Source organism: Cobetia sp. PDI-23MA, from assembly GCF_059507735.1.
The window spans coordinates 575,343-595,381 of record NZ_CM183352.1; the positions used below are offsets into that span (position 1 = coordinate 575,343).

General features: G+C 64.3%; 14 protein-coding genes. 1 reads left to right on the forward strand and 13 read right to left on the reverse strand.

Translation table 11 applies throughout. From position 1 onward, the window contains the following. Positions 1-118: 118 nt before the first annotated feature. From gpgF to AC5WNJ_RS02535, 6 genes are all read right to left on the reverse strand, one after another. Positions 119-1,123, reverse strand: coding sequence for a glucosaminyl phosphatidylglycerol flippase (gpgF, locus tag AC5WNJ_RS02510; RefSeq protein ID WP_176676176.1), 1,005 nt, complete (start codon positions 1,121-1,123; stop codon positions 119-121). A gap of 63 nt (positions 1,124-1,186) precedes the next feature. Beyond that, a complete protein-coding gene (gene gpgD, locus AC5WNJ_RS02515; RefSeq protein ID WP_176676177.1) occupies positions 1,187-2,029 on the reverse strand; it encodes an N-acetylglucosaminyl phosphatidylglycerol deacetylase in 843 nt (280 codons plus the stop codon). Then, complete coding sequence (gene gpgS, locus AC5WNJ_RS02520) at positions 2,022-3,146, reverse strand: N-acetylglucosaminyl phosphatidylglycerol synthase (protein WP_495930370.1); 1,125 nt, start codon at positions 3,144-3,146, stop codon at positions 2,022-2,024. Before gpgS ends, gpgD begins: the two co-directional genes overlap by 8 nt. Positions 3,147-3,896: 750 nt before the next feature. Next, positions 3,897-4,262, reverse strand: coding sequence for a hypothetical protein (locus AC5WNJ_RS02525; RefSeq protein WP_176676179.1), 366 nt, complete (start codon positions 4,260-4,262; stop codon positions 3,897-3,899). A 290-nt stretch (positions 4,263-4,552) separates the two neighbouring features. Further along, positions 4,553-6,499 (reverse strand): exoribonuclease II, encoded by a 1,947-nt coding sequence (locus tag AC5WNJ_RS02530; protein WP_495930371.1) that lies wholly within the window; start codon positions 6,497-6,499, stop codon positions 4,553-4,555. A gap of 182 nt (positions 6,500-6,681) precedes the next feature. Further along, on the reverse strand, positions 6,682-7,347 hold the full coding sequence (locus tag AC5WNJ_RS02535; RefSeq protein ID WP_176676181.1) for an NAD(P)H-binding protein: 666 nt from the start codon (positions 7,345-7,347) through the stop codon (positions 6,682-6,684). Between the two features lie 286 nt (positions 7,348-7,633). Here AC5WNJ_RS02535 and AC5WNJ_RS02540 point away from each other — a divergent pair, with 286 nt between their 5' ends. Further along, positions 7,634-8,785, forward strand: a complete 1,152-nt coding sequence (locus AC5WNJ_RS02540) for an oxidoreductase (protein ID WP_176676182.1) — start codon at positions 7,634-7,636, stop codon at positions 8,783-8,785. 130 nt (positions 8,786-8,915) lie between these two features. Here the strand turns inward: AC5WNJ_RS02540 and AC5WNJ_RS02545 are convergent, their stop codons facing one another. From AC5WNJ_RS02545 to AC5WNJ_RS02575, 7 genes are all read right to left on the reverse strand, one after another. Then, a complete protein-coding gene (locus AC5WNJ_RS02545) occupies positions 8,916-10,118 on the reverse strand; it encodes a TIGR01620 family protein (RefSeq protein WP_253063140.1) in 1,203 nt (400 codons plus the stop codon). Beyond that, positions 10,115-11,602, reverse strand: coding sequence for a YcjX family GTP-binding protein (locus AC5WNJ_RS02550; RefSeq protein WP_253063142.1), 1,488 nt, complete (start codon positions 11,600-11,602; stop codon positions 10,115-10,117). Before AC5WNJ_RS02550 ends, AC5WNJ_RS02545 begins: the two co-directional genes overlap by 4 nt. Before the next feature lie 115 nt (positions 11,603-11,717). After that, positions 11,718-12,923, reverse strand: coding sequence for an MFS transporter (locus AC5WNJ_RS02555; RefSeq protein ID WP_176678252.1), 1,206 nt, complete (start codon positions 12,921-12,923; stop codon positions 11,718-11,720). A 144-nt stretch (positions 12,924-13,067) separates the two neighbouring features. Further along, positions 13,068-13,904, reverse strand: a complete 837-nt coding sequence (locus AC5WNJ_RS02560) for a DUF2927 domain-containing protein (RefSeq protein WP_176676183.1) — start codon at positions 13,902-13,904, stop codon at positions 13,068-13,070. Between the two features lie 132 nt (positions 13,905-14,036). Continuing rightward, positions 14,037-15,629 carry a solute:sodium symporter family transporter gene (locus AC5WNJ_RS02565; RefSeq protein WP_176676184.1) on the reverse strand — a complete coding sequence of 531 codons (1,593 nt, stop codon included), beginning with the start codon at positions 15,627-15,629 and terminating at the stop codon, positions 14,037-14,039. A 506-nt stretch (positions 15,630-16,135) separates the two neighbouring features. Continuing rightward, positions 16,136-17,731 (reverse strand): solute:sodium symporter family transporter, encoded by a 1,596-nt coding sequence (locus AC5WNJ_RS02570; RefSeq protein WP_176676185.1) that lies wholly within the window; start codon positions 17,729-17,731, stop codon positions 16,136-16,138. A gap of 375 nt (positions 17,732-18,106) precedes the next feature. Next, positions 18,107-19,831: an alkaline phosphatase D family protein gene (locus tag AC5WNJ_RS02575; protein ID WP_253063154.1), complete on the reverse strand. Its 1,725-nt coding sequence runs from the start codon at positions 19,829-19,831 to the stop codon at positions 18,107-18,109. Between the last annotated feature and the right edge of the window lie 208 nt (positions 19,832-20,039).

Below are 20,039 nucleotides of genomic sequence, written 5' to 3' on the forward strand. Positions count from 1 at the left end.
GCTGTGGTTATTGTATGACCGTTCAATAAAGTCGTCTGCCAACATAACAAAGTCTTATTCATAAGGCGATCATCAAGTGTTTTTCATGATGAGTAAGAGCCGCTGCTCGGTCGTCCGGTCATGTGGTCGCCGAGCGACGCTTGAGCAAGCTTCCCAGCATGCTGCGTCCCGCCATCACGAAGAACACAGGAGCGCCGGCGATCAGGTAGAAATAGAAGGTCACCGCTCGCCAGATCACCACGGCCGCCGCGGCACTGGCGGCGCCGATTATCGGGCTGAGCAGGGCAGTGGAGGACAGCTCCGCGCCTCCAGCACCGCCGGGCAGCAGCGTCAGCTGGCCCGCTGCCAGCGAGAGCATCTGCACGATGAAGGTCCAGCTCCAGTCGATGTCCTGCCCCAGCCCGGACACGGCCAGATAGAGGATCGAGTAGCGCAGCAGCCAATGCGCACAGCAGAGCAGGAAGATCAGGCTCAGTGTCAGGCGCGGCAGGGCGAGCGTCTCGACCAGCGCATGGCGAAAGTGGATCAGACCCCTCGCCAGCTTGACGCGTGAGCGATGACGTACCTTGAGCCAGCGCAGCAGGCGTCCGCTGGTTTTGAGCAGGCGCCGATGATGCTTGCCCAGCGCGGCCAGCAGGCCAAAGCCGATGATCAGCAACAGCGCCGGCACGGCCAGCATCCACCCCAGGCGCAGGTCGATGGTATGCGAGAGGGCGTAGAGGCCGATGCTGGCCAGTGCCGAGAGGAAGAACAGCATGTCGGTGATCTGATCGACCGCGAAGACCGCCGTGGCCTGCGCCGGGCGCACCCCCTGACGTGACAGCAGCCCCATCAGGGTAAGCGGACCGCCACTGCCGCCGGGGGTGGCGCTGATGGCGAACTCGGTCGCCATCACCATGCCGACGGCGCGCCGTTGCCCCAGGTGACCGCCACGCCCGGCCAGCAGCAGACGCAGCCGGCCGGCGTTCAGGTTCCAACACATGACGATCATGCCGAGCATCAAGAGGAAGGTGTCGAGGGGGAACTGGCGCAACTGGCCGCCAAGTCCGCTGCCACCCAGCACCAGCGGTATCGCGATGACCATCACAAGGCCAGCACCCAGTAACCAGAGGGCACGATTCATGGCAGATTCCCGCAGCGGGTTGTCACAAGGCCCATACGACGGGACTCATACAGTGGGTGGGTCTCAGGCAGCACTGTGCGCCGCCTGGTACGAATTCAGTTGCGTCGTATCAGGCGTGGCGGAGGGGAGCAGTCCCTGCTGCGTCAGCCAGCCGATCTTGGTCATCGGCAGGCGTCCCTCATCGAGCAGGCGCTCGACCAGCGTCAGCCAATACTGGCGTGAGCGTGCATGACGCATATCGACCGGATGCAGGCCCAGACGCAACACCGGCGCCTGTTGCTCGCGGCTCAGCTTGCGCTGCGTCACCCACTGCGACATCAGGCGGCGTGGCGCGGAGCGTGCGCTCCATACGAGCCCTGGCGCATCGATGACCGTGAAGTCAGGTAGTCGATAGAGATGTTGGGGGTCGCTGGTGTAGCGGAAGTCGAGAGACTTCAGGGCTTGACGAGTGCCGTCACTCATCAGCCAGGCGGGAGCCACGAAGCCCTCCAGCGGCCAACCAAGACGCTTGAAGAGTGCGGCGCCTTTGAGCAGGCGTCGTCTGGCTTCGGCCTCATCGAGGGGGTAGAACTCGCCCTCCCAGGTCAGTACGCGGCGCATCAGGTAATCGCGCGGGGTGCGGGGGGCCGGAGCGTCATCGCAGTGATAAAAGCCATGCAGGGCAAGCTCGTCTCCCTGTTGGCGGCGAGAGTCCAGCAGGGTGATGAATTCGGGAGCGTCTTCCAGGGCGCTGCGATGATGGAAGTCAGGCACCACCAGCCAGGTGATCGGACAGGGGTGGTTCAGGCGCGCCTGGCAGAGGGCATCCACCTCGGCGACGAAGTCCCGGTAGTCGGACCAGGTCTCGGGCGCGACATCATGCAGGACCAGCAGAAAGTGCTGTTTGGCAGCTGGCGACTCAGCCATGGGTCACCTCCTCGAGCACCGGTTGCATGCGAGTCCCGGTGACCGCGTGATAATGCCCGAGCAAGCCATCCACGACACGGTCCCAGGCATGGTGCTTCTCGACATGACGCCGCGCCAGGCGACCCAGTGCGGCGGGGTCATTGGCGAAGACTTCCTGCACGGCACGCGCCATGGCATGCGGCGAGTGCGGGTTGCAGAGCTGACCGCAGCCCAGTGGCACATTCTCGGCCAGGGCGCCTGCGCGTGCCGCCACCACCGGCGTGCCGCAGGCCATGGCTTCCAGTACCACCAGACCGAAGGTTTCCTGGGTGCCGGCATGCAGCAGCACATCCACCGAGGCCACCAGGCGTGCCACTTCGGTGCTACTGCAGAAATGCCCGGTCACGCTGACATTATCGGGTAGATGCCGTGGCATGCCCGAGCCGATCAACAGTAGATGGTAGTCGGGGCCGAGCAGACGGGCGGCTTCCAGCAGCTCATCAAGATTCTTCTCGCGTGAGCCGCGCCCGGCGAAGGCCAGCAGGCGCACGTGGTCTTCCAGGCCAAGCTCGCGGCGCAGGTCCTCATCGCGGCAGTCAGGGTGGAAGGTGGAAAGATCGACACCGAGTGGCTGGATATGGACATTGTCGACACCGAGCCGGTCGAGTCGGTCGGCCATCACCTGGCTGGGAGCCAGTACGCGGTCGAAGTGGCGATAGAGGCGTTTGACGTAGCGATCGACGTTTGCCCCTGACCACTCGCCCAAGCGATTGGTGATCAGGCGCGGCAGGTCCGAGTGATAGAAAGCCAGCACCGGGACATCGAGCTTGCGACCGGCATCGAGTGCCGCCCACGCCGTGATGTAAGGGTCGCCGGCCTCGATGACATCGGGTTGCAGTGCCAGCAGCGTGCTGACCCAGCCGCCTCGGCGCAGTGGGAAGCGATAGCCGTTGCCGAAGGGAATGGGCGGTGCCGACACGCTATAGAGGTCATCACTGACGCTGGTGGTCTCACCGGGGACCAGCAGGCTGTGACGAACATCGGGCCGCGTCCGCAGACGTCGTCGCTTGGCTTCCAGGTAGGTTCTGACGCCGCCACTGGAGGGGGCGTGGAACATGGTCATGTCAGCGATATGCACACGGACTCCTCAAGACCGCTTTACCGGTCGTGCGCGATGAAGATGAATCCCAGCGTCACTGCCCGCCATGGCTGTCTTGTCGTGCTTCCGGGTGCTTGAGACAGACGCAAACGAGCACGCAGATTCCAGCAGGCCAGTGGCATTGACGAACGAGCCTCTGGTCAAGTCATGGGGGGAACCCGACGTGAAACCAAGGGCACGCGGCATGACATGCGGTGTCGCGCGTGACGAGACGCCTCGCCACGCGATGTTCCACACTGCGGCCGGCAATGACGTTACATCAGGAGATGGCTGGTCTGTGTGACAACAGGGAACAATGTTGGTGCGATGCGCTCCCGCGCTCGGATATTCGTCATCAAGCTCTTGGCATCAAGCTCTTGGCATCAGGCAATTGGCACAGGCTACTGGCATCAGGCAATTGGCACAGGCTACTGGTATCAGGTTCACTGCCAGGGGAAGAAAGGCGTTTCGCCATGCTGGCGTGCTTCAGCAGGGCGTGCGGCAGTTGGCCTCTGGTCAGTGCTGCGCAAGAGAAGCCATACGACAGGCAAAAAAAGACCCTGTCCGGAGCCACCGGACAGGGCAAGTGCGTGCACTACAGGAATACAGGGGGCGACAGGGGGAGGGTCGTCGAAGCGGGCATTGCAGGGTCTAGCAGTGGATCGACTCAGTCATGTCTGGCATCCGAGCCTGGTGTTGCATGGGGTCCTGGCATCGTTATCTGTCCTGAAGGATGGAGATCGGGCGTCATCACGCCAGTTCCTGCTGGGACAGGTGCAGGGCGCTGGGCATGGCCTGGCCGAGTTCCTGTGAGAAGGCGGCTTCCGGCACGGCTGGGCGCTGACTGGCGAGCAGCACAAGGCTCAGCAGCAGACCGGCGGCCAGCAGCAGGCGGTTTCGGGTGCGGCGACGATCACGTTCCAGCAGCATCGCGACATGCTCCATTGCTTCACGTTGGATCTCACGCTGGCGTTCCGGAGTGGTGGCGGTGTCGTTCGAGACGGGGTCTGTGTCGGAGTCGATACGGGCATAGTTCATGACTGGATGACGAACGATGGCGGCATGTTCGGCCAGGTGACGCAGTGAGGTAGCTGCAGTGGAGCGATGAGTTTTCATTTCGAGTCCTCGCATGGACGAACTTCATCAGGGGCAGGCATCAGTCATTCGCGCTTGGGTCAATCCAGTGATGCTGCAGCAGTGAAAGCAGGTGTCGTGTATTGATGCAAAGAGCTTAGCGTGAGCTCCTGTTTCACAAAATTACAATTTTTCACGCTTGGCACACGATACGTATACGTCATGCACAGGAACGAAAAACGCCCCGGGCGCAGAGCGCTCCGGGGCGTAGATGGCCGTGGAATTTGCCCGTGATGACAAGGCAGTTACATACGGCAGTGGTGGGTCGCGGCTTATTCGGCCGGGCGACCTACCAGTGAACGACGCTCTTCACGGGCTTCGGTCAAGGAGACCTTGATGATGTCGCCCAATGAGTAACGCAGCTCGTCTTCGATGCGCACGCGGCCTTCCTTGTCATCGATCGCGACCTTCTTGCGATCGCTGTAGATCAGCGGTGCCGGAATGAAGACGCTGGCGCCATTCTCTTCCAGACGCACGCGCATGCCGCCACGACGGATGTCGATGATCTCGCCAGTGAAGACCTGCTGTTCTTCGGCGGCCTTGGTCAGGTAGCGCACGTAGAGCCAGTCCTTCACATCACGCTCGGCCATGCGGTTGAGGCGACGACGTTCGCTGAGGTGCTCGGTCAGCTGCTCGGTGGCTTCCGCCGGCACGTCCTGGCCGAGAATCACGCGCTTGATCAAGCGGTGGTTGACCATGTCGCCGTACTTGCGGATCGGCGAGGTCCAGGTCGCGTAGGCCTCCAGACCCAGGCCGAAGTGCGGTCCCGGCTGAGCGGACATCACGGTGTAACCCTGGAAGCGACGCATGCGCACGTCCAGCCAGGTGTCTTCGCGGCTGTCCAGCTCCTGACGGATCAAGCGGTAGCCTTCCAGGCTGCTCAGCTGTTCCGGCGTGGCGGTGATGTTCTGGCCAGCCAGGAACTCGATGGTGTCGTCGTACTTCTCCGGTGCGAAGCCCTGGTGCACGTTGAAGATACCGTGACCGATATGCTTGGAGAGCAGACGTGCGCAGCTCAGGTTCGCGGTGATCATGGATTCTTCGATCATGCGATTGCTGATGCGGCGGTGGTCGGCACGTACGTTGAGCACGTTGCCTTCCTCATCCAGCTCGAACTCGAAGTCCGGGCGCTCGCGGAAGACCTGGGAATTGCGTGCACGCCAGGCGATACGCGCCTGGGTGAAGGCTTCCAGCTGACGCAGACCTTCGGCCAGCTCTTCGGTTTCCGGCTTCCAGCTGCCTTCCTGGCCTTCGATCCAGTCGGAGACATTGTCGTAGGTCAGGCGGTGGTGGGAGCGCATGGTGGCCGCGAAGAACTTCGGCTCACCGATCACGCCATCGGTATCGATGTCGACGATGCACATCAGCGTCGGACGATCTTCACCTTCCTTCAGCGAGCACAGGTCGTCGGCCAGGATTTCCGGCAGCATGGTGACGTTCTGGCTCGGCAGGTAGACGGTGAAGGAGCGCGTGCGCGCCTCTTCGTCGACACGGCTGCCTTCCGGCACGTAGGCGGTCGGGTCGGCGATGGCGATGCTCAGGGTCCAGCCGCCTTCCGGGCGCTCGACGATGTGCAGGGCATCATCCATGTCACGGGTCTTCTCACCATCGATGGTGAAGAAGGGCACGTGGGTCATGTCTTCACGTGTCAGGCCCTCATCCAGCAGCGGCCAGTCATTGCCGCCCTCCGGAGAAGCCTGTTCCAGCGCGTGACGCGCCAGGGTGACACGCCACGGCACGCGCGGGTTGTCCACCTCGGCGATGACTTCCTCGATCTGGGCGAAGAAGCTGCGGTCATCCTTGCGCATCGGGTGACGCAGCAGGCGTGCCACGACCCAGTCGCCATCATTGAGCTTTTCCTCATTGATGCCGCGCTTCACGCGCGCTTTCATGCGCGTGTTGATGGAGGGGTGATCCGGCATCACGTTCAGGCGGCCATCACGCTTGCCGACACGAGCGACGAAGCGATCGACACCCGTCTCGATCAGCACTTCCGGCTGTACGGATTTCTTCTCGCCTTCGACCTTGACGGTCGCTTCGACGCTGTCACCGTGCAGCACCTGCTTCATGGCGGGCGGCGGCACGAAATAGGATTCGCCGTCCTCGCACTCGAGGAAGCCGAAGCCCTTGTCGGTGCCTTTGATCACCCCCGTGACACGGGGAATTTCCTGGCGGATTTGATCTTTCAGCTGCGCCAGCAGCGAATTGTTCTGCAGCATTTCGGAAGTTCTGTTGGCGGGGTCAGTGGCTCACTATACGGACATGGGGCATGGGGGGAAAGCTACCTGATGGCTCAACGCCCGCGCGGGCTGCGCGCAGGCGTGGATGAGCGGTGGGACAACCGCGGGAAACCCAGATGAAAGCGGCCTGCCTGTGCACTTTGTCACGGGCTCGGGCGCGCTCAGTCGGCGGTCGTCGTGGCGTTCAGCAGACCCGAAACCGGCGTATCACCGTCGAACAGGGTGAAGATGGGCGCCTTGCGCTGGCGGCCACCGATCTCGCGGGCCTTGATCAAGCCGAGCAGGAACTCGGCGACATTGGCGCGCGAGACCTGCATCTCGTCGGAGTCATCGACATTCTGGGTCAGCTTGCCGCTGCCGCTGTCGTTGGTGAGACGGCCGGGCTTGACGATGACATGGCGCAGGCCGCTCTCGGCGAGGCACAGGTCGGCCGCCTTCTTGGCCGCGAAGTAGGGGCGCATCGCTGCCGGGCCGGCCAGTGGTGTCTCGGAGCGGATCGAGCTGACCTGGATCACGCGCGACAGCCCGAATTCGGCGGCCAGCTCCGCGGTGCGCATCGCACCATGCAGGTCGATGGTCAGCGTCTTGTCCGGGCCGGTATTCGGGCCGGAGCCCGCGACGAACACCGCCTGATCGCAGCCATAGAAGGCCTGGCGCATCTCGCCTTCCAGATCGCCCAGAACCGTCGGGATGCTGCGTTCATGGAACCAGCTCTGCTGCTCGGTCGAGCGGATCATCGCCACGATGGGTTCGCCGGCGGCCTGAGCCTTCTCGCAGAGTTGACGACCGATCTTGCCGTTGGCACCGATGATGAGCGTCTTGCGCATGCTGTCTGCTCCTTCGCGAATCAAATGGCGAGGTGGCTTGCGAGTGGTATTCCCACTCACTGCCATGCCTCTCCTTGTAGAGCAAGGTCTGCGGGCTGAGCCACATGACTTCAAGGGGACTGCTGTTCGATGGCGGGCATTACGCGGCGACTCGCTCACGGGATGAAGTCTGCGATGGTCAAGTATCAAAGGCGGCTGTCATCTCTGTCTGTGGCACGGGAGCCTTGCTAGGATGGCGCTGCCAGGTACGACTCCCCAAAGATTGCGCCAACGACAAGGATGCCCGATGAGCCGCATAGCCCACCCCGATAATGATGAGCACAGCGACACCGCCGCATGGCACGGCGCCGCCTTCCCCTCCGAGAGCGCGATCCGGGTCGGGCTGATCGGTTATGGCATGGCGGTACGCACCTTCCACGCGCCCTTGATCGAGGCCACGGACGGGCTGGCTCTGGTGGCACTGTCCACCTCGCGGCCCGAGATCGTCAGGGCCGAGCGTCCGCAGCTTGAGGTGGAGGCCACCCCGGAGGCCTTGCTTGCGCGTGACGACATCGACCTGATCATCATCGCGACGCCCAACGAGACCCACGCCCCGCTGGCCTCTGCGGCGCTGGCGGCAGGCAAGCATGTGGTCGTCGACAAGCCCTTCACGGTGACGCTTGAAGAAGGTGAGGCCCTGACCCGCCAGGCCGAGCAGGCCGGACGGGTGCTGGCGGTATTTCACAATCGGCGCTTCGATGCCGACTTCCTGACGCTGGCGGAATTGATCAACGACGGCACGCTGGGCCGTATCGCGCATCTGGAATCCCACTTCGACCGCTTCCGTCCGACGGTGCCGAACCGCTGGCGTGAACAGGCACTGCCCGGCAGCGGCCTGTGGTATGACCTCGGTCCGCATCTGCTGGATCAGGCGCTGTGCCTGTTCGGCGAGCCGAGCACCATCCAGCTCACGCGTCGCACCCAGCGCGAGGGCGCGGTGACCGATGATTTCTTCCACGCCGTGCTCGATTACGCCCACCATCCAGGGCACCCCGGTCTGGTGGTGGAGCTGCACGCCAGTGCTCTGACGGCGGCGTCGACGGCACGCTTCGCCGCGCACGGCACCCGTGGCAGCTTCGTGGTGTTCGGGCTCGACCCTCAGGAGGATTGCCTCAAGGCTGGTGACTGGCCCTCGCGTGACCCGCTGGAGCGTCAGGCGCGCCAGTGGGGGCGGGATGCGCGTCCCGGGATGCTGACCGTGCTGGAGGCCGACCCGGATGGCGCCGAAGGCGAGCAGGTGCTGGTGGGCGGCACCCATCAGGGCCGCGATGGCGACTATCCGGCCTGGTATGCGGGGCTGCGCGACTGCATTCGTGGCCAGGGCGGCAATCCGACCTCACCCCATGAGGCGCTGCGCGTGATGAAGTGGCTGGAGGCCGGCATCGCCAGCGAAGGCTGAAACCAGCGAAGGCTGAAACCATCGAAGGTGAGATGACTCACGAAAGACGCGCGCCCTGAAGGCCGAATGGCCAGCAATCAGAGGCGCGCGTCTTGCTTTCGAGGTAGTGGCAGGGGAGGTCGCGGCCTGCTCAGCTTGGGTCGTCCTCGCCCTTGTCGGCCTTGCGCATGCGCGAGAACAGCTCCGCGCGCAGCTCACCGATGCGCGGCACCTCCTCTGCATGGAAGGGGATGGGGCGCAGCAGGCGCATGGCTCGCAGGCCGAGACGTGCGTTCATCAGGCCACTGCCCAATCCCTGACCGGCCTTGGTGGAGAGGCGGCCGGCCAGATTCATCGACAGCAGGTCCATGCTGGCCTCGGCGGCCAGTTCGCTGGCACCGGCGAAGGCCATCGAGGCCAGCACCTCCTTGAACAGCCGCAGGCGGCTGGCATAGCCCAGCTCCAGGCCGTAGAGGCGCGACAGGCGCTCCATCATGCGCAGCCCGCGCCAGGCCACCAGGCTCATGTCGACCCAGGTCAGCGGCGAGACCGCCACCATCACCGCCGTCTCGCCACTCATGCGCGAGATCAGACGCCGCGCCTCACGGTCCCGCGGCCCCAGCACGTGGAAGGCGAACAGCTCGCGGCGCTCCGACGGGGAGTGATGCGCTTCACAGGCGGCGCGCCAGGCGCGTACGCCAGCGTCATCATCGCCGAGCTTCATTTGACGACGCAGCTGTTCGAGCAGGTCTTCCTGCGGGCTGTCGGCCTTGCCGCCTGTCTTGCCGCCGGTCTTGGCTGAGTCCTCGTCAGGCGTGGACAGCGCATCACCGCGCTGACCAAAGCCCTTTTGGCCAAAGCTTTTCTGGCCAAAGTCATCCTGCTGATGTTCTTCCAGCTCGGCGCGCAGCGCGACGTGCCTGCGCAGGTGACGCAGCCTGAAGAGCTCCTTGCCCAGCGCGCGGGCGCCAAGCCCGATGGCGCCAAGGCCCAGCAGACCCCAGGCACCGGCGATCAGATCCCCGCCCATGGCCGCCTGATACAGCGCATGACCGGCTTCGACACCCCCGAGTGTCAGGGTGCCGAGCAGCAGCCATTTGAGGCCGCGATGACGTGGCCGGGCGCTCAGCGTCGCATCGAGCCCCGGCGTGGCGGGTTCCGGTTCGGCCGCCGCCAGCGGCTGGCTTTCCATCTCCGGCGAGAAGTGACGCGCGCCGCGCAGGGCCTCTGCCGCGCTCTTCGATGCGCTCTCGGTGGGGCGCTCTGCATAGGAGGTCGAGGCGGCATCGGCCTTTGTCGAACCGGGGCTCGTGAAGCGTTTGCCCGGGCGCGGATGGCGGGATTCGGTAGTCATTTCAGGTGGTCTCCCAGCAGCCAGTCGAGCACGGCGTCCATGCGAATGTGAGGTGGCGCATTGCCGTCGATCTTCGGCGGAGCGAAGTGGGGGAAGTCGAAGCGACTTTCGGCCCAGAAATTCGGGTCGGGCAGCCGTGAAGGCACCTCGCCCGGGAACAGCAGAACGGACTCGCGGCCAGCGCCTTGCGTGTCCAAGTCACTCGCCCCCTCGTGCTCGCCGAGCAGTTGTCCCGCCAGTGCCGGATGACGTTGGCCATTCTCTACCACCTCACGCGCCTCGCTGGCGCGGATGGCGGCGATGGTGAAGGCCTTGAGTGGTACATCGCGATAGCGCAGGCGCTTGAGCGGGTCCGCCAGCAGCTGCTCGAGCAGGTCGCGCATCGCGCCATGCTGCTCCGGCGTGACGTGGTCGGCCTTGGTGGCGGCGATGGCCAGGCGGTCGATGCGGCGGTCGATCAGGCGCGCCAGCAGGTGGCGGCGGCCATAGGCGAAGCTGTCGAACAGCTTGTCCAGCGCACGGCTCAGGTCGCGGAAGGGCGCCGGGCCGGCATTCAGCGCGCCCAGCACGTCGATAAGCACGATCTGGCGATCAAAGCGCCGGAAGTGGTCGTGATAGAAAGGGCGCACCACGCGGCGGCGATAGTGATCGAAGCGCCGCGCCAGGGTGCGATACAGGCTGGCTTCCGGCAGGGCGGCCAACGCGTCGGGTGTCCAGTCACCGAGCCCCGGCAGCGGGAAGAACTGCAGTACCGGCGCCTCGTCCAGCTCGCCAGGCAGCAGGAAGCGGCCCGGTGTCAGGTCGACGAAGCCACCCTTGCGGCGCGCGGCGTGCAGATAGTCGGTATAGAGGCTCGCGATCTCGGCGAGGCGGTCTTCATCCACTTCGCTGTCCGGTGTCAGGCCCTCGATGGCCGCCATCCAGTCCTGCGCCCAGTCGCCACGACCGTCGGCCAGCCGGGTCTCGCACTCACTGCTCCAGCCGCTGAAGTCCTGCTCCAGCATCGGCAGGTCCAGCAGCCATTCGCCGGGATAGTCGATCAGGTCCAGCGTCAGGGTGGCGCGCTGGCTGTCGAGCATGCGCGCGGCGCGCGAGGTGGGGCGAAAGCCTATCTTGAGGCGCAGTTCGCTGATGCTGCGGGTCGGCGTCGGCCATTCGGGGCCGTGGTGCGCCTGCTGGCCGGACAGCGAGCGCAAGCCGGCCTCCAGCGGGAAGCGCGGGATGGAGAGGTCCGGCTGGCTGACGCGTTCCGCGCCGAGCAGGCGGCCATCGCGTGCGGCGGGCAGCAGTTCCAGGCGCGCACCGAGTCCGGCATGGCGCAGCTGTTCGATCAGCGAGACGAGGAACGCCGTCTTGCCGGCGCCGGACAGGCCCGTGACGGCGAGGCGCAGCTGGCGGTCGAGGCCGCGCTCCAGCAGGTCATGTGCTTCGCGGCCCACATCGCGGGCAAGCTGGCGGGCGTTGCGGGTCATGGTGTTGAACATCAGGCATTCCCTGTCAGTGGGGGCGAGGCGGCGGCGCGACGTGCAGACGTCCTGGCAGGTGAAGGTGAGCTGGGTGATGGTCGGGACTTTTCAGCGTGCGCCGCTCGGCTCGCCATCATCCCTCTATCTGCGGGCGATCGGCGCGCAAGGCAAGCTGACGCCACGCCAGCAGGGCGATGGGCAGCAGGCAGGCGGGGATCAGCAGCAGGTTGAGCAGCGCCCAGCCCAGCGTGCTGACCAGGGGGCCGGCCAGCAGCGCCGTCACCGCCCCGGTGGTGAAGACGAGGAACTCGTTGGCAGCCTGGGTGCGGGCCTTCTCGTTGGGTCGATGGCAGTGGGTCAGCAGCGTGGTGGCGGGCAGGAAGGTGAAGTTCCAGCCGATGCCGAGCAGGATGAGACCGAGGAAGAACCCCTGGGTTCCCGTCAGGTAGTCGACGGCCAGCAGCTGCGCGGTGGCAAGACTTGCCAGCAGAAAGCCACAGCCTGCCACGATCATGGTGCCCGATCCGAAGCGGGCGACCAGCCGCCCGGTGAAGAAGGACGGCAGGAACATGGCGACCACATGCCATTGGATGATGGTGGCGACGTGACCGAAGCCGTGTCCGGCATGGGCCATCGCCAGCGGTGTGGCCGTCATCGCCAGATTCATCACTCCATAGCCGACCATCGCGCTGAGCACGGCCAGCAGGAAGGTCGGCTGACGCAGGATCACGCCCAGAGGGCGTGCAGGTTCCACTGCATCATCGTCGGCTGACCGGGCATTGCTCTCGCTGGGCAGGCGGATGAAGGCCAGCAAGAGAAGCGCCAGCAGATAGAGCGCCCCCAGCCCGATGAAGCTGCCCAGGAAGGGCGTGTCGGCCAGCGCATGACTGGTGCGGGCAAGCCAGGGTCCGAAGAAGGCCGCCAGCACGCCACCTCCCATTACCAGCCCGATGGCGCGTTCGCGCTGCTCCTCCGGGGCGACCTCCATCGCGGCGAAGCGATACAGCTGACCGAAGCCGATGCCGATGCCCACCAGCCAGGTGGCGAGCAGGAACAGCCCGAAATGCTGCAGATGCAGCGCCAGCACGGCCAGCCCCGCGCCAGCCAGCCCGCACAGATTGCCGAGCACGAAGCCACGTCGCCGCCCGAGGCGGGCGGTGATCAGCGAGGCGGGAATGGTGGCACACATCAGTCCCAGCCACTGGGTGGCGACCGGCGCGGTCGACCAGCTGCTCGAGGCCAGCTGGGCACCGATCAGTGGTGAGACCGCGATCAGCAGGATGTTGCCGCTGACCAGCAAGGCCTGACACAGCGACAGCAGCGTGACGGCCAAGGGCAGGCGTGCCCGGTCGGCAGCGGGAGAAGATAGTGGCATGAAGGCGCAGCTCCGTCGGATGTCGGCGCCCGGCGCGCCTGACCTGATTATGCCTGTACTCCGTCCAGGCGTTCCAACTCCGTGCCCAGGATTGCGCTCACGGCGCGCCTAGTCTCCCGCCCATTCCCGCAGGCTGCCCTGGCGCACACGGTGAATGGCGTGTGACAGCTCGCCCTGCTCGGCAAGGCGCTGGATGACTGCGGGCAGCGCAGCGCGGACCTGTGTAGCTGACATGCCGGGAGAGAGTTCCGAGGCATACAGCATCTTGAGCAGCACGTAATCCAGCGGGCTCAGCCAGGTATCCACCGTGACGTCACTGAAGACGGAGGGAAAGACGTTATCCGAATCATTGGGCAGCCCCATCAGCTGGGCGCTCTCCTCGACGACGCAGTCCACCAGACGCGCCTTCTGGCGGGCATAGTCCGCGGGGATCAGGATCAGGCCGCTGGTGATGGCGTGATCTGGCCCGGTCTTGAACAGCGTCAGGCATACGCCTTCCCGCAGAGCCTTGCGCATGCCCGGGGTGGCGGCCTGCTGCTTGCCGACATAGGCGGTGGCCTCGCGCGTCATGTGGTCCCGGGGTATGAAGGCGATGCGCAGATTGGCCTCCATGGCGGAAGACACGAAACTCAGCGGATGACCGGTGATGGTGGATAGATGACGGAACTGGATCTCGCTCATCTGTCGCTGCAGAGATGAGTCGCCCAGTTGCGAGTCGACCCAGACCGTGATCGGTTCCTGCCAGCGCACCAGCGAGGCGCTGCTGCCGGGTAGGTATTCACGCTTGAGCGCCACTTCCATGAAGCTGTCCGTCAGCACATCGGCCCGCTGCCAGCGCTCGGCGGCCTGACTGAGCGGTGTTGACATCAGTGAGGCGAGCAGGGACAAGCACAGTGCCAGCATCTTGAGACGCGGACGACAGCAACGACGGCGGTAGCGGGACATGTAAGACCTCGGTGGTGAGCGACTCATCCAGCATGCCTGAAATGCACACGCCCCGCGTGTCCGGGAGGACATCACGGGGCGTGATACACGATTGATGACGATTTGGCGCCGGGGCAAGCTCGTCGGCAGGCGTCAGATGAAGGCCAGATAGATGGCGATCACCAGCACGACCAGCAGCAGTGCACAGACCTTGGCACCTTTCCAGGGCGTCATGTCGATGGCGCCGACATCCTGCTGGATCCACGGCTCGTCACGCGGCGCCAGCTTGCCGATGATCAGCATCATCGCGATCAGCAGCACGAATACCAGGCCGACGAAGTGGAACTCGTGGATCACGTCAAGCACGCCGGAGAAGGCCGGCACGAAGTAGACCACCCCGATCACGCTGCAACCGATCAGCAGCGCCAGGTTGGCGGCGATGGTCGGCACGCGACGCGTCAGCAGCCCCATCAGCACCACGGCGAAGATCGGGATGAAGTAGATGGCATTCATCTTCTGCAGGTAACCGAACAGGCTCTCTTGACCGGCCAGCAGCGGCGCGAGGGTCATGGAGGCGATCGCCAGCACCCAGCCGAAGCCCTTGGAGACCTTGACCACTTCCTCGTCGCTGGCATCACGACGCAGATGCGCCTTGTAGATACCGGTGGAGAACAGCGTGGTGGTGGCGTTCAGCGCCGAGTTGAAGGACGACAGGATCGCCCCGACCATCGCCGCGGCGAAGAAGCCGGTCAGCGGTGCGGGCAGCACATCGAAGACCAGCTGGCCGTAGGCGCTGTCGGCCTTGACGCCGGAAGAGGCATAGAGGTGATACGCGATGATGCCGGGAATCACCAGATACAGCGGGCCCAGCAGCTTGAGGGCACCGGTCAGCAGTACGCCTTTCTGGCCCTCGGCGAGGGTCTTGGCGGCGAAGGTGCGCTGGATGATCTGCTGGTTGGTACACCAGTAGAAGAAGTTGATGATCATCACGCCGGTGAACAGGGTCGAGAAGGGCACCGACTGGCCTTCACCACCCATGGAGTTGAATTTCTCCGGGTTGGCGGCGGTCAGCGTGTCCCAGCCGGCCATCACGCCCTGACCATCACTCACCGCATCGAGGCCGAAATAGACGATCAGCATGCCGCCGATCAACAGGCCCACGCCGTTCAAGGTGTCGGAGATGGCGATGGAGCGCATGCCGCCGAACAGGGCATAGATGGCGCCGATGATGCCGACCACCCAGATGGTCATCCACAGCAGCGCATTGGGCGAGCTGATGCCGGTCAGCGAGGGCAGATCCAGCATGCCCTGCAGGCCGATGGCACCGGAGTAGAGGATGATCGGCAGCAGGATCACCGCGTAGGCGAACAGGAAGATCAGGTTGGTGATCAGCTCGGTGCTGCGTCCGAAGCGCAAGGCCAGCAGCTCGGGCAGGGTGGTGATGCCACTCTTGAGGAAGCGTGGCAGGAAGAACATCGCCATCACCACCATGGCCAGTACCGCCATGACTTCCCAGGCCATCACCGACAGGCCATCGGTGAAGGCGGCGCCATTCAGGCCGACCATCTGTTCGGTGGACAGGTTGGTCATCAACAGCGAGCCCGCGATCAGCGGGAAGGTCAGACTGCGTCCGGCGAGGAAATAGCCGGTGGAATGCGAGGTGTCATCGCGATGTGTCCACCACCAGGTCAAGGCGGCGACCAGGCCGGTAAAGAACACGAAAGAAACAAGGGTAAGGGCATGCATGGGGAGATTCCTGTGGGCCTGCGGCGGCGAATCTTCGGGAAATGGGCAGGTTGCCCGGGGAGAGATTCGCTGCCGACAAGGCCGTGGCGATGCAATGCACACAGCAGGCTGTGTCATCGTCCGTGATGAGACTTACCGATAACATTCAGGGCAAGGCTGGCGATAGTGTAGGTATCTCCCGATATCTCGCTATCCGCCATTTGTAGAACATACGTTGGTTTTGTGGCGGGCTCGGCGTCGATTGAGCGTTGAGGATGGGCAGGTGGGCATCCCTTCTCAGTTTCTGGCATCAGTCGCTGAGCGCAGGATCTTGAAAAGATGCATGTCGCGGCGCTTGCCGCGCATTGCGGGGCATCCTTGATGCCCGACTAGATACGCCGGCGCCCCGCCATCGGCGAGGATGGCGGGGCGCCGGCGTGGTCATTTCCTGTGGTCCTCTCTTTCGGTCATGCCGTACTGTCATGTCGAGAACGTGTGTCGTGCAGTCGCCCTGGCGAGTGGAGCGATCAGCCGGCGAAGGCCAGATAGATCACCATCACCAGTACCAGCAGAACGATGCTGGCGATACGCGTGCCGGCCCAGGGCGTCATGTCGATGGCGCCGACATCCTGCTGGACCCAGGGTTCGGCACGCGGTGACAGCTTGCCGATCACCAGCATCAGAGCGATCAATACCACCAGCACGATGGCGATGAAGTGGAAGTTGTGCACCTGGTCGACCAGCTCGGAGAGCGTCGGCACGAAGTAGAACAGGCCGATGACCGCGCAGCCGAGTACCAGCGCCAGATTGGCGGCGATGGCGGGTACGCGCTCGGAGGCCAGACCTACCACGATCACCGCCAGCAACGGGATGTAGTAGATCGAGTTCACCTTCTGGATGTAAACGAACAGGCTTTCCTGGGTCGCCAGCAGCGGCGCGATGGCCATCGCGGCGGCGGCCATGATCCAGCCGGCCCACTTGGAGGCAGTGACCACTTCCTCATCGCTGGCACCGGGCTTGAGGCGTGCCTTGTAGACATCGAGGCTGAACAGGGTGGCGGTGGAGTTGAGCGCCGAGTTGAAGGACGACAGGATCGCGCCGACCATCGCCGCAGCGAAGAAGCCGGTCAGCGGAGCAGGCAATACATCGAAGACCAGCCGGCCATAGGCGGCATCGGCCTTGATGCCGTCACCGGCGTACAGTTGATAGGCGATGATGCCCGGCAGCACCAGGTACAGCGGGCCCAGCAGCTTGAGGGCACCGGTCAGCAGTACGCCCTTCTGGCCCTCGGCCAGAGTCTTGGCGGCAAAGGTGCGTTGGATGATCTGCTGATTGGTACACCAGTAGAACATGTTGAGCAGCAGCACCCCGGTGAATAGGGTCGAGACCGGCACTGACTGGTCATCCCCGCCCAGCGAATTGAGCTTCTCCGGGTGGGTCTCCTTGAGCGTCTCCCAGCCGGCGAGAATGCCATTGCCGTCACCGACACGGTCCAGCCCGTAGTAGACGATGATCATGCCGCCGATCAGCAGGCCGATGCCGTTCAAGGTATCGGAGATGGCGATGGAGCGCAGGCCACCGAAGAGGGCATAGATGGCACCGGCGATGCCGACGGCGATCACGGTGCCGGTCAGCAGCACCATCTGCGAGTCGATGCCGGTCAGGGCGTGCAGGTCGAGCACGCCCATCAGGCCGAGGGCGCCGGAGTAGAGAATGCTGGGCAGCAGGATGATGGCGTAGGCCAGCATGAAGATCAGGTTGGCCAGCAGTTGGGTGGTGCGATCGAAGCGCAGTGCCAGCAGTTCCGGCAGGGTGGTGATGCCGCTCTTGAGGAAGCGTGGCAGGAAGAACATGGCCATCGCGACCAGCGAGACCACGGCCACCACTTCCCAGGCCATCACGGAGAGGCCGTCGGTGAAGGCGGCGCCGTTGAGGCCCACCATCTGCTCGGTGGAGAGATTGGTCATCAGCAGGGAGCCTGCGATGATCGGGAAGGTCAGACTGCGCCCGGCGAGGAAATAGCCGGTGGAATGTTGATGATCGTCACGACGGGTCAGCCACCAGGTGATCACGGCGACCAGCCCCGTGAAGAACACGAAGGAGCTCAGGGTGAGGGCGTTCATGGCGTTATCCTTGTTGAACAACAGGGCTCGGAGGCCTGCTTGCTCAGCTGCCCATCGTCTGCAGAACATGCCTCACCGTTGGCGCGCGGTACCACGAGACACGCTGTCAGCGACCGACATCTAGCGTGCCGGTCAGTGTCAAAGAAATGCAGAACCCTCACCATTGACAATTTGTCTGACATTTTTCTGTAATTGTCTGATTCATGCAGACATAGCCCGCCAGCGGCTGTCGACCTGTCGCCATGACCAGAACGCCCCGCCTCTTGCGTGTCGATCGACGGCAGGAGGCGGGGCGTTGTCGTTGTCAGAACCTGGTATCGCAAGCCGCCAGTCAGCCGCGAGTGCCAGAAGCGGGTGGCGGAACAGAAACCGCTGTCAGGCGCTGGCGGCGGGAGTCAGCACCTGCTGATAGAGCGAGGCGCCATGGATGTCCTTGAGCGTGACGGTCAGCGCCTCACTTTCCGGATCAAGATCCACCTGGCCGAAGAACTGGAATCCTTCACTGGGTGACATATTGGCGCGCCCTTGCGGCGGGGCCTTCACGAACTCCAGTTTTGGCCCGAAGGTATTGTCCAGCTCGCCCGGCCCGTAGGTGCCGGCGTGGATCGGACCGCTGACGAATTCCCAGAACGGCGTGAAGTCCTTGAAGACGGCGCGCTCGGGCGAATAGTGATGTGCGGCGGTGTAATGCACGTCGGCAGTCAGCCAGACCAGATTCTGGATGTCGTGATCGCGCACGAACTTGAGCAGTTCGGCAATCTCCTGCTCGCGTCCCAGCGCCTCGCCATCGCCATTGGCGCCGTTCTCGAAGTTGTCGCCATCACGCACCAGCAGCCCGATGGGCATGTCGGAGGCGATGATCTTCCAGGTGGCGGTGCTGGCCTTGAGCGACTGCTTGAGCCAGGCAAGCTGATCACGGCCCAGGAAGTCGGTCTCGGGGCCACGCTCGGACTGGCGGTTGGCGGAATTGGCGCCGCGGAAGCTGCGCATGTCGAGCATGAACATCTCGAGCCCCGGCCCGAAGCTGAAGTTGCGGTGGATGCGCTCCGGCGCCTCTGGGCCGGTGCGCAGCGGCATGTTCTCGAGGAAGGCACGCCGCGCATTGGCGGACAGCACATCGAGATTCTTCTCGGTGTAGCGACTGTCCTCGAGAATCTCGCCCGGGTACCAGTTGTTGGTGGTCTCGTGGTCATCCCACTGGGCGAACATCGGCACTTCGGCATTGAAACGGCGCAGGTTCTCGTCCATCAGGTTGTAGGCGTACTGGCCACGATACTCGTCCAGCGTTTCTGCCACCTTGGACTTGGCCGGTGTGACGATGTTGCGCCACAGGCTGCCGTCATGCTGGGTGACGCTCTCCTCGAGCGGGCCATCGGCATAGATGGTGTCACCGGAGTGGAGGAAGAAGTCCGGCTGGACCTGACGCATGGTCTCGTAGAGACGCAGGCCGCCGAAGTCCGGATTGATGCCCCAGCCCTGGCCGACGGTGTCGCCGGACCACACGAAGCGCAAGGCGCGCGGTCGCTGGGCGCTCGGCGGCAGAACCAGGCGACCGGCGGTGGCCTCGCTGATGGCGCGGTGGTCATCCAGCGCTGCGTAACGTACCCGGTAGAAGACCTCGCCGCTGGCGTTGGCGCGAGTATTGATACGGGTCAGGTCCAGCTTGCTGGTCAGGCCATCCGTCGGCAGGGCCACCGGGCCACGCATCTGGAAGGCGCCGCGCATCTCGGGATTGTCGGCCAGCTCGATCAGCATGCGTGCCGGCTTGTCGCTCTGACTCCACAGCATGGCGCGGCTGGCGGTCACGTCGCCGCTCATCACGCCAGAGGGCATGCGTGGTCGCCGCCCCTCAGCCATCACGATGGCGGGAGCGCCGAGCAGGCCCGTGGTCGCCAGCAGCCCGACCCCAGCACCCTGCAGGCCACGCCCCAGCAGCTGGCGGCGGTCCATCCGTGACGGGGCGCCGGCGGGGGTGACTGTCGCAGCGTCATTGCCGGCTGGCGCAGCGCTTGGCGAAGAGGGGGATATGGGGGTGGTTTGAGCGGCGTGGGACTTGCGAGAGGAGCGCAAAGGCAGCAGATCAGACAGACGGCGGGACATGACGGGCTTCCTTGTAAGGGTCTGGCGTCAGGTTGGGGTAGAGAGTGGCAACATAAGTGACATCAAGGCACCAGCCAGCGCGGGACAGGCCGCAAAGGCTGACAGCACTGATGGGAGAGGCTACTTTCCACGCTCAAGATGAAGATCCGGTGTCAGAACCATGATCACCACGCGCTGCTCAGGACCGGCACTCGCAGTGCAAGGTGGT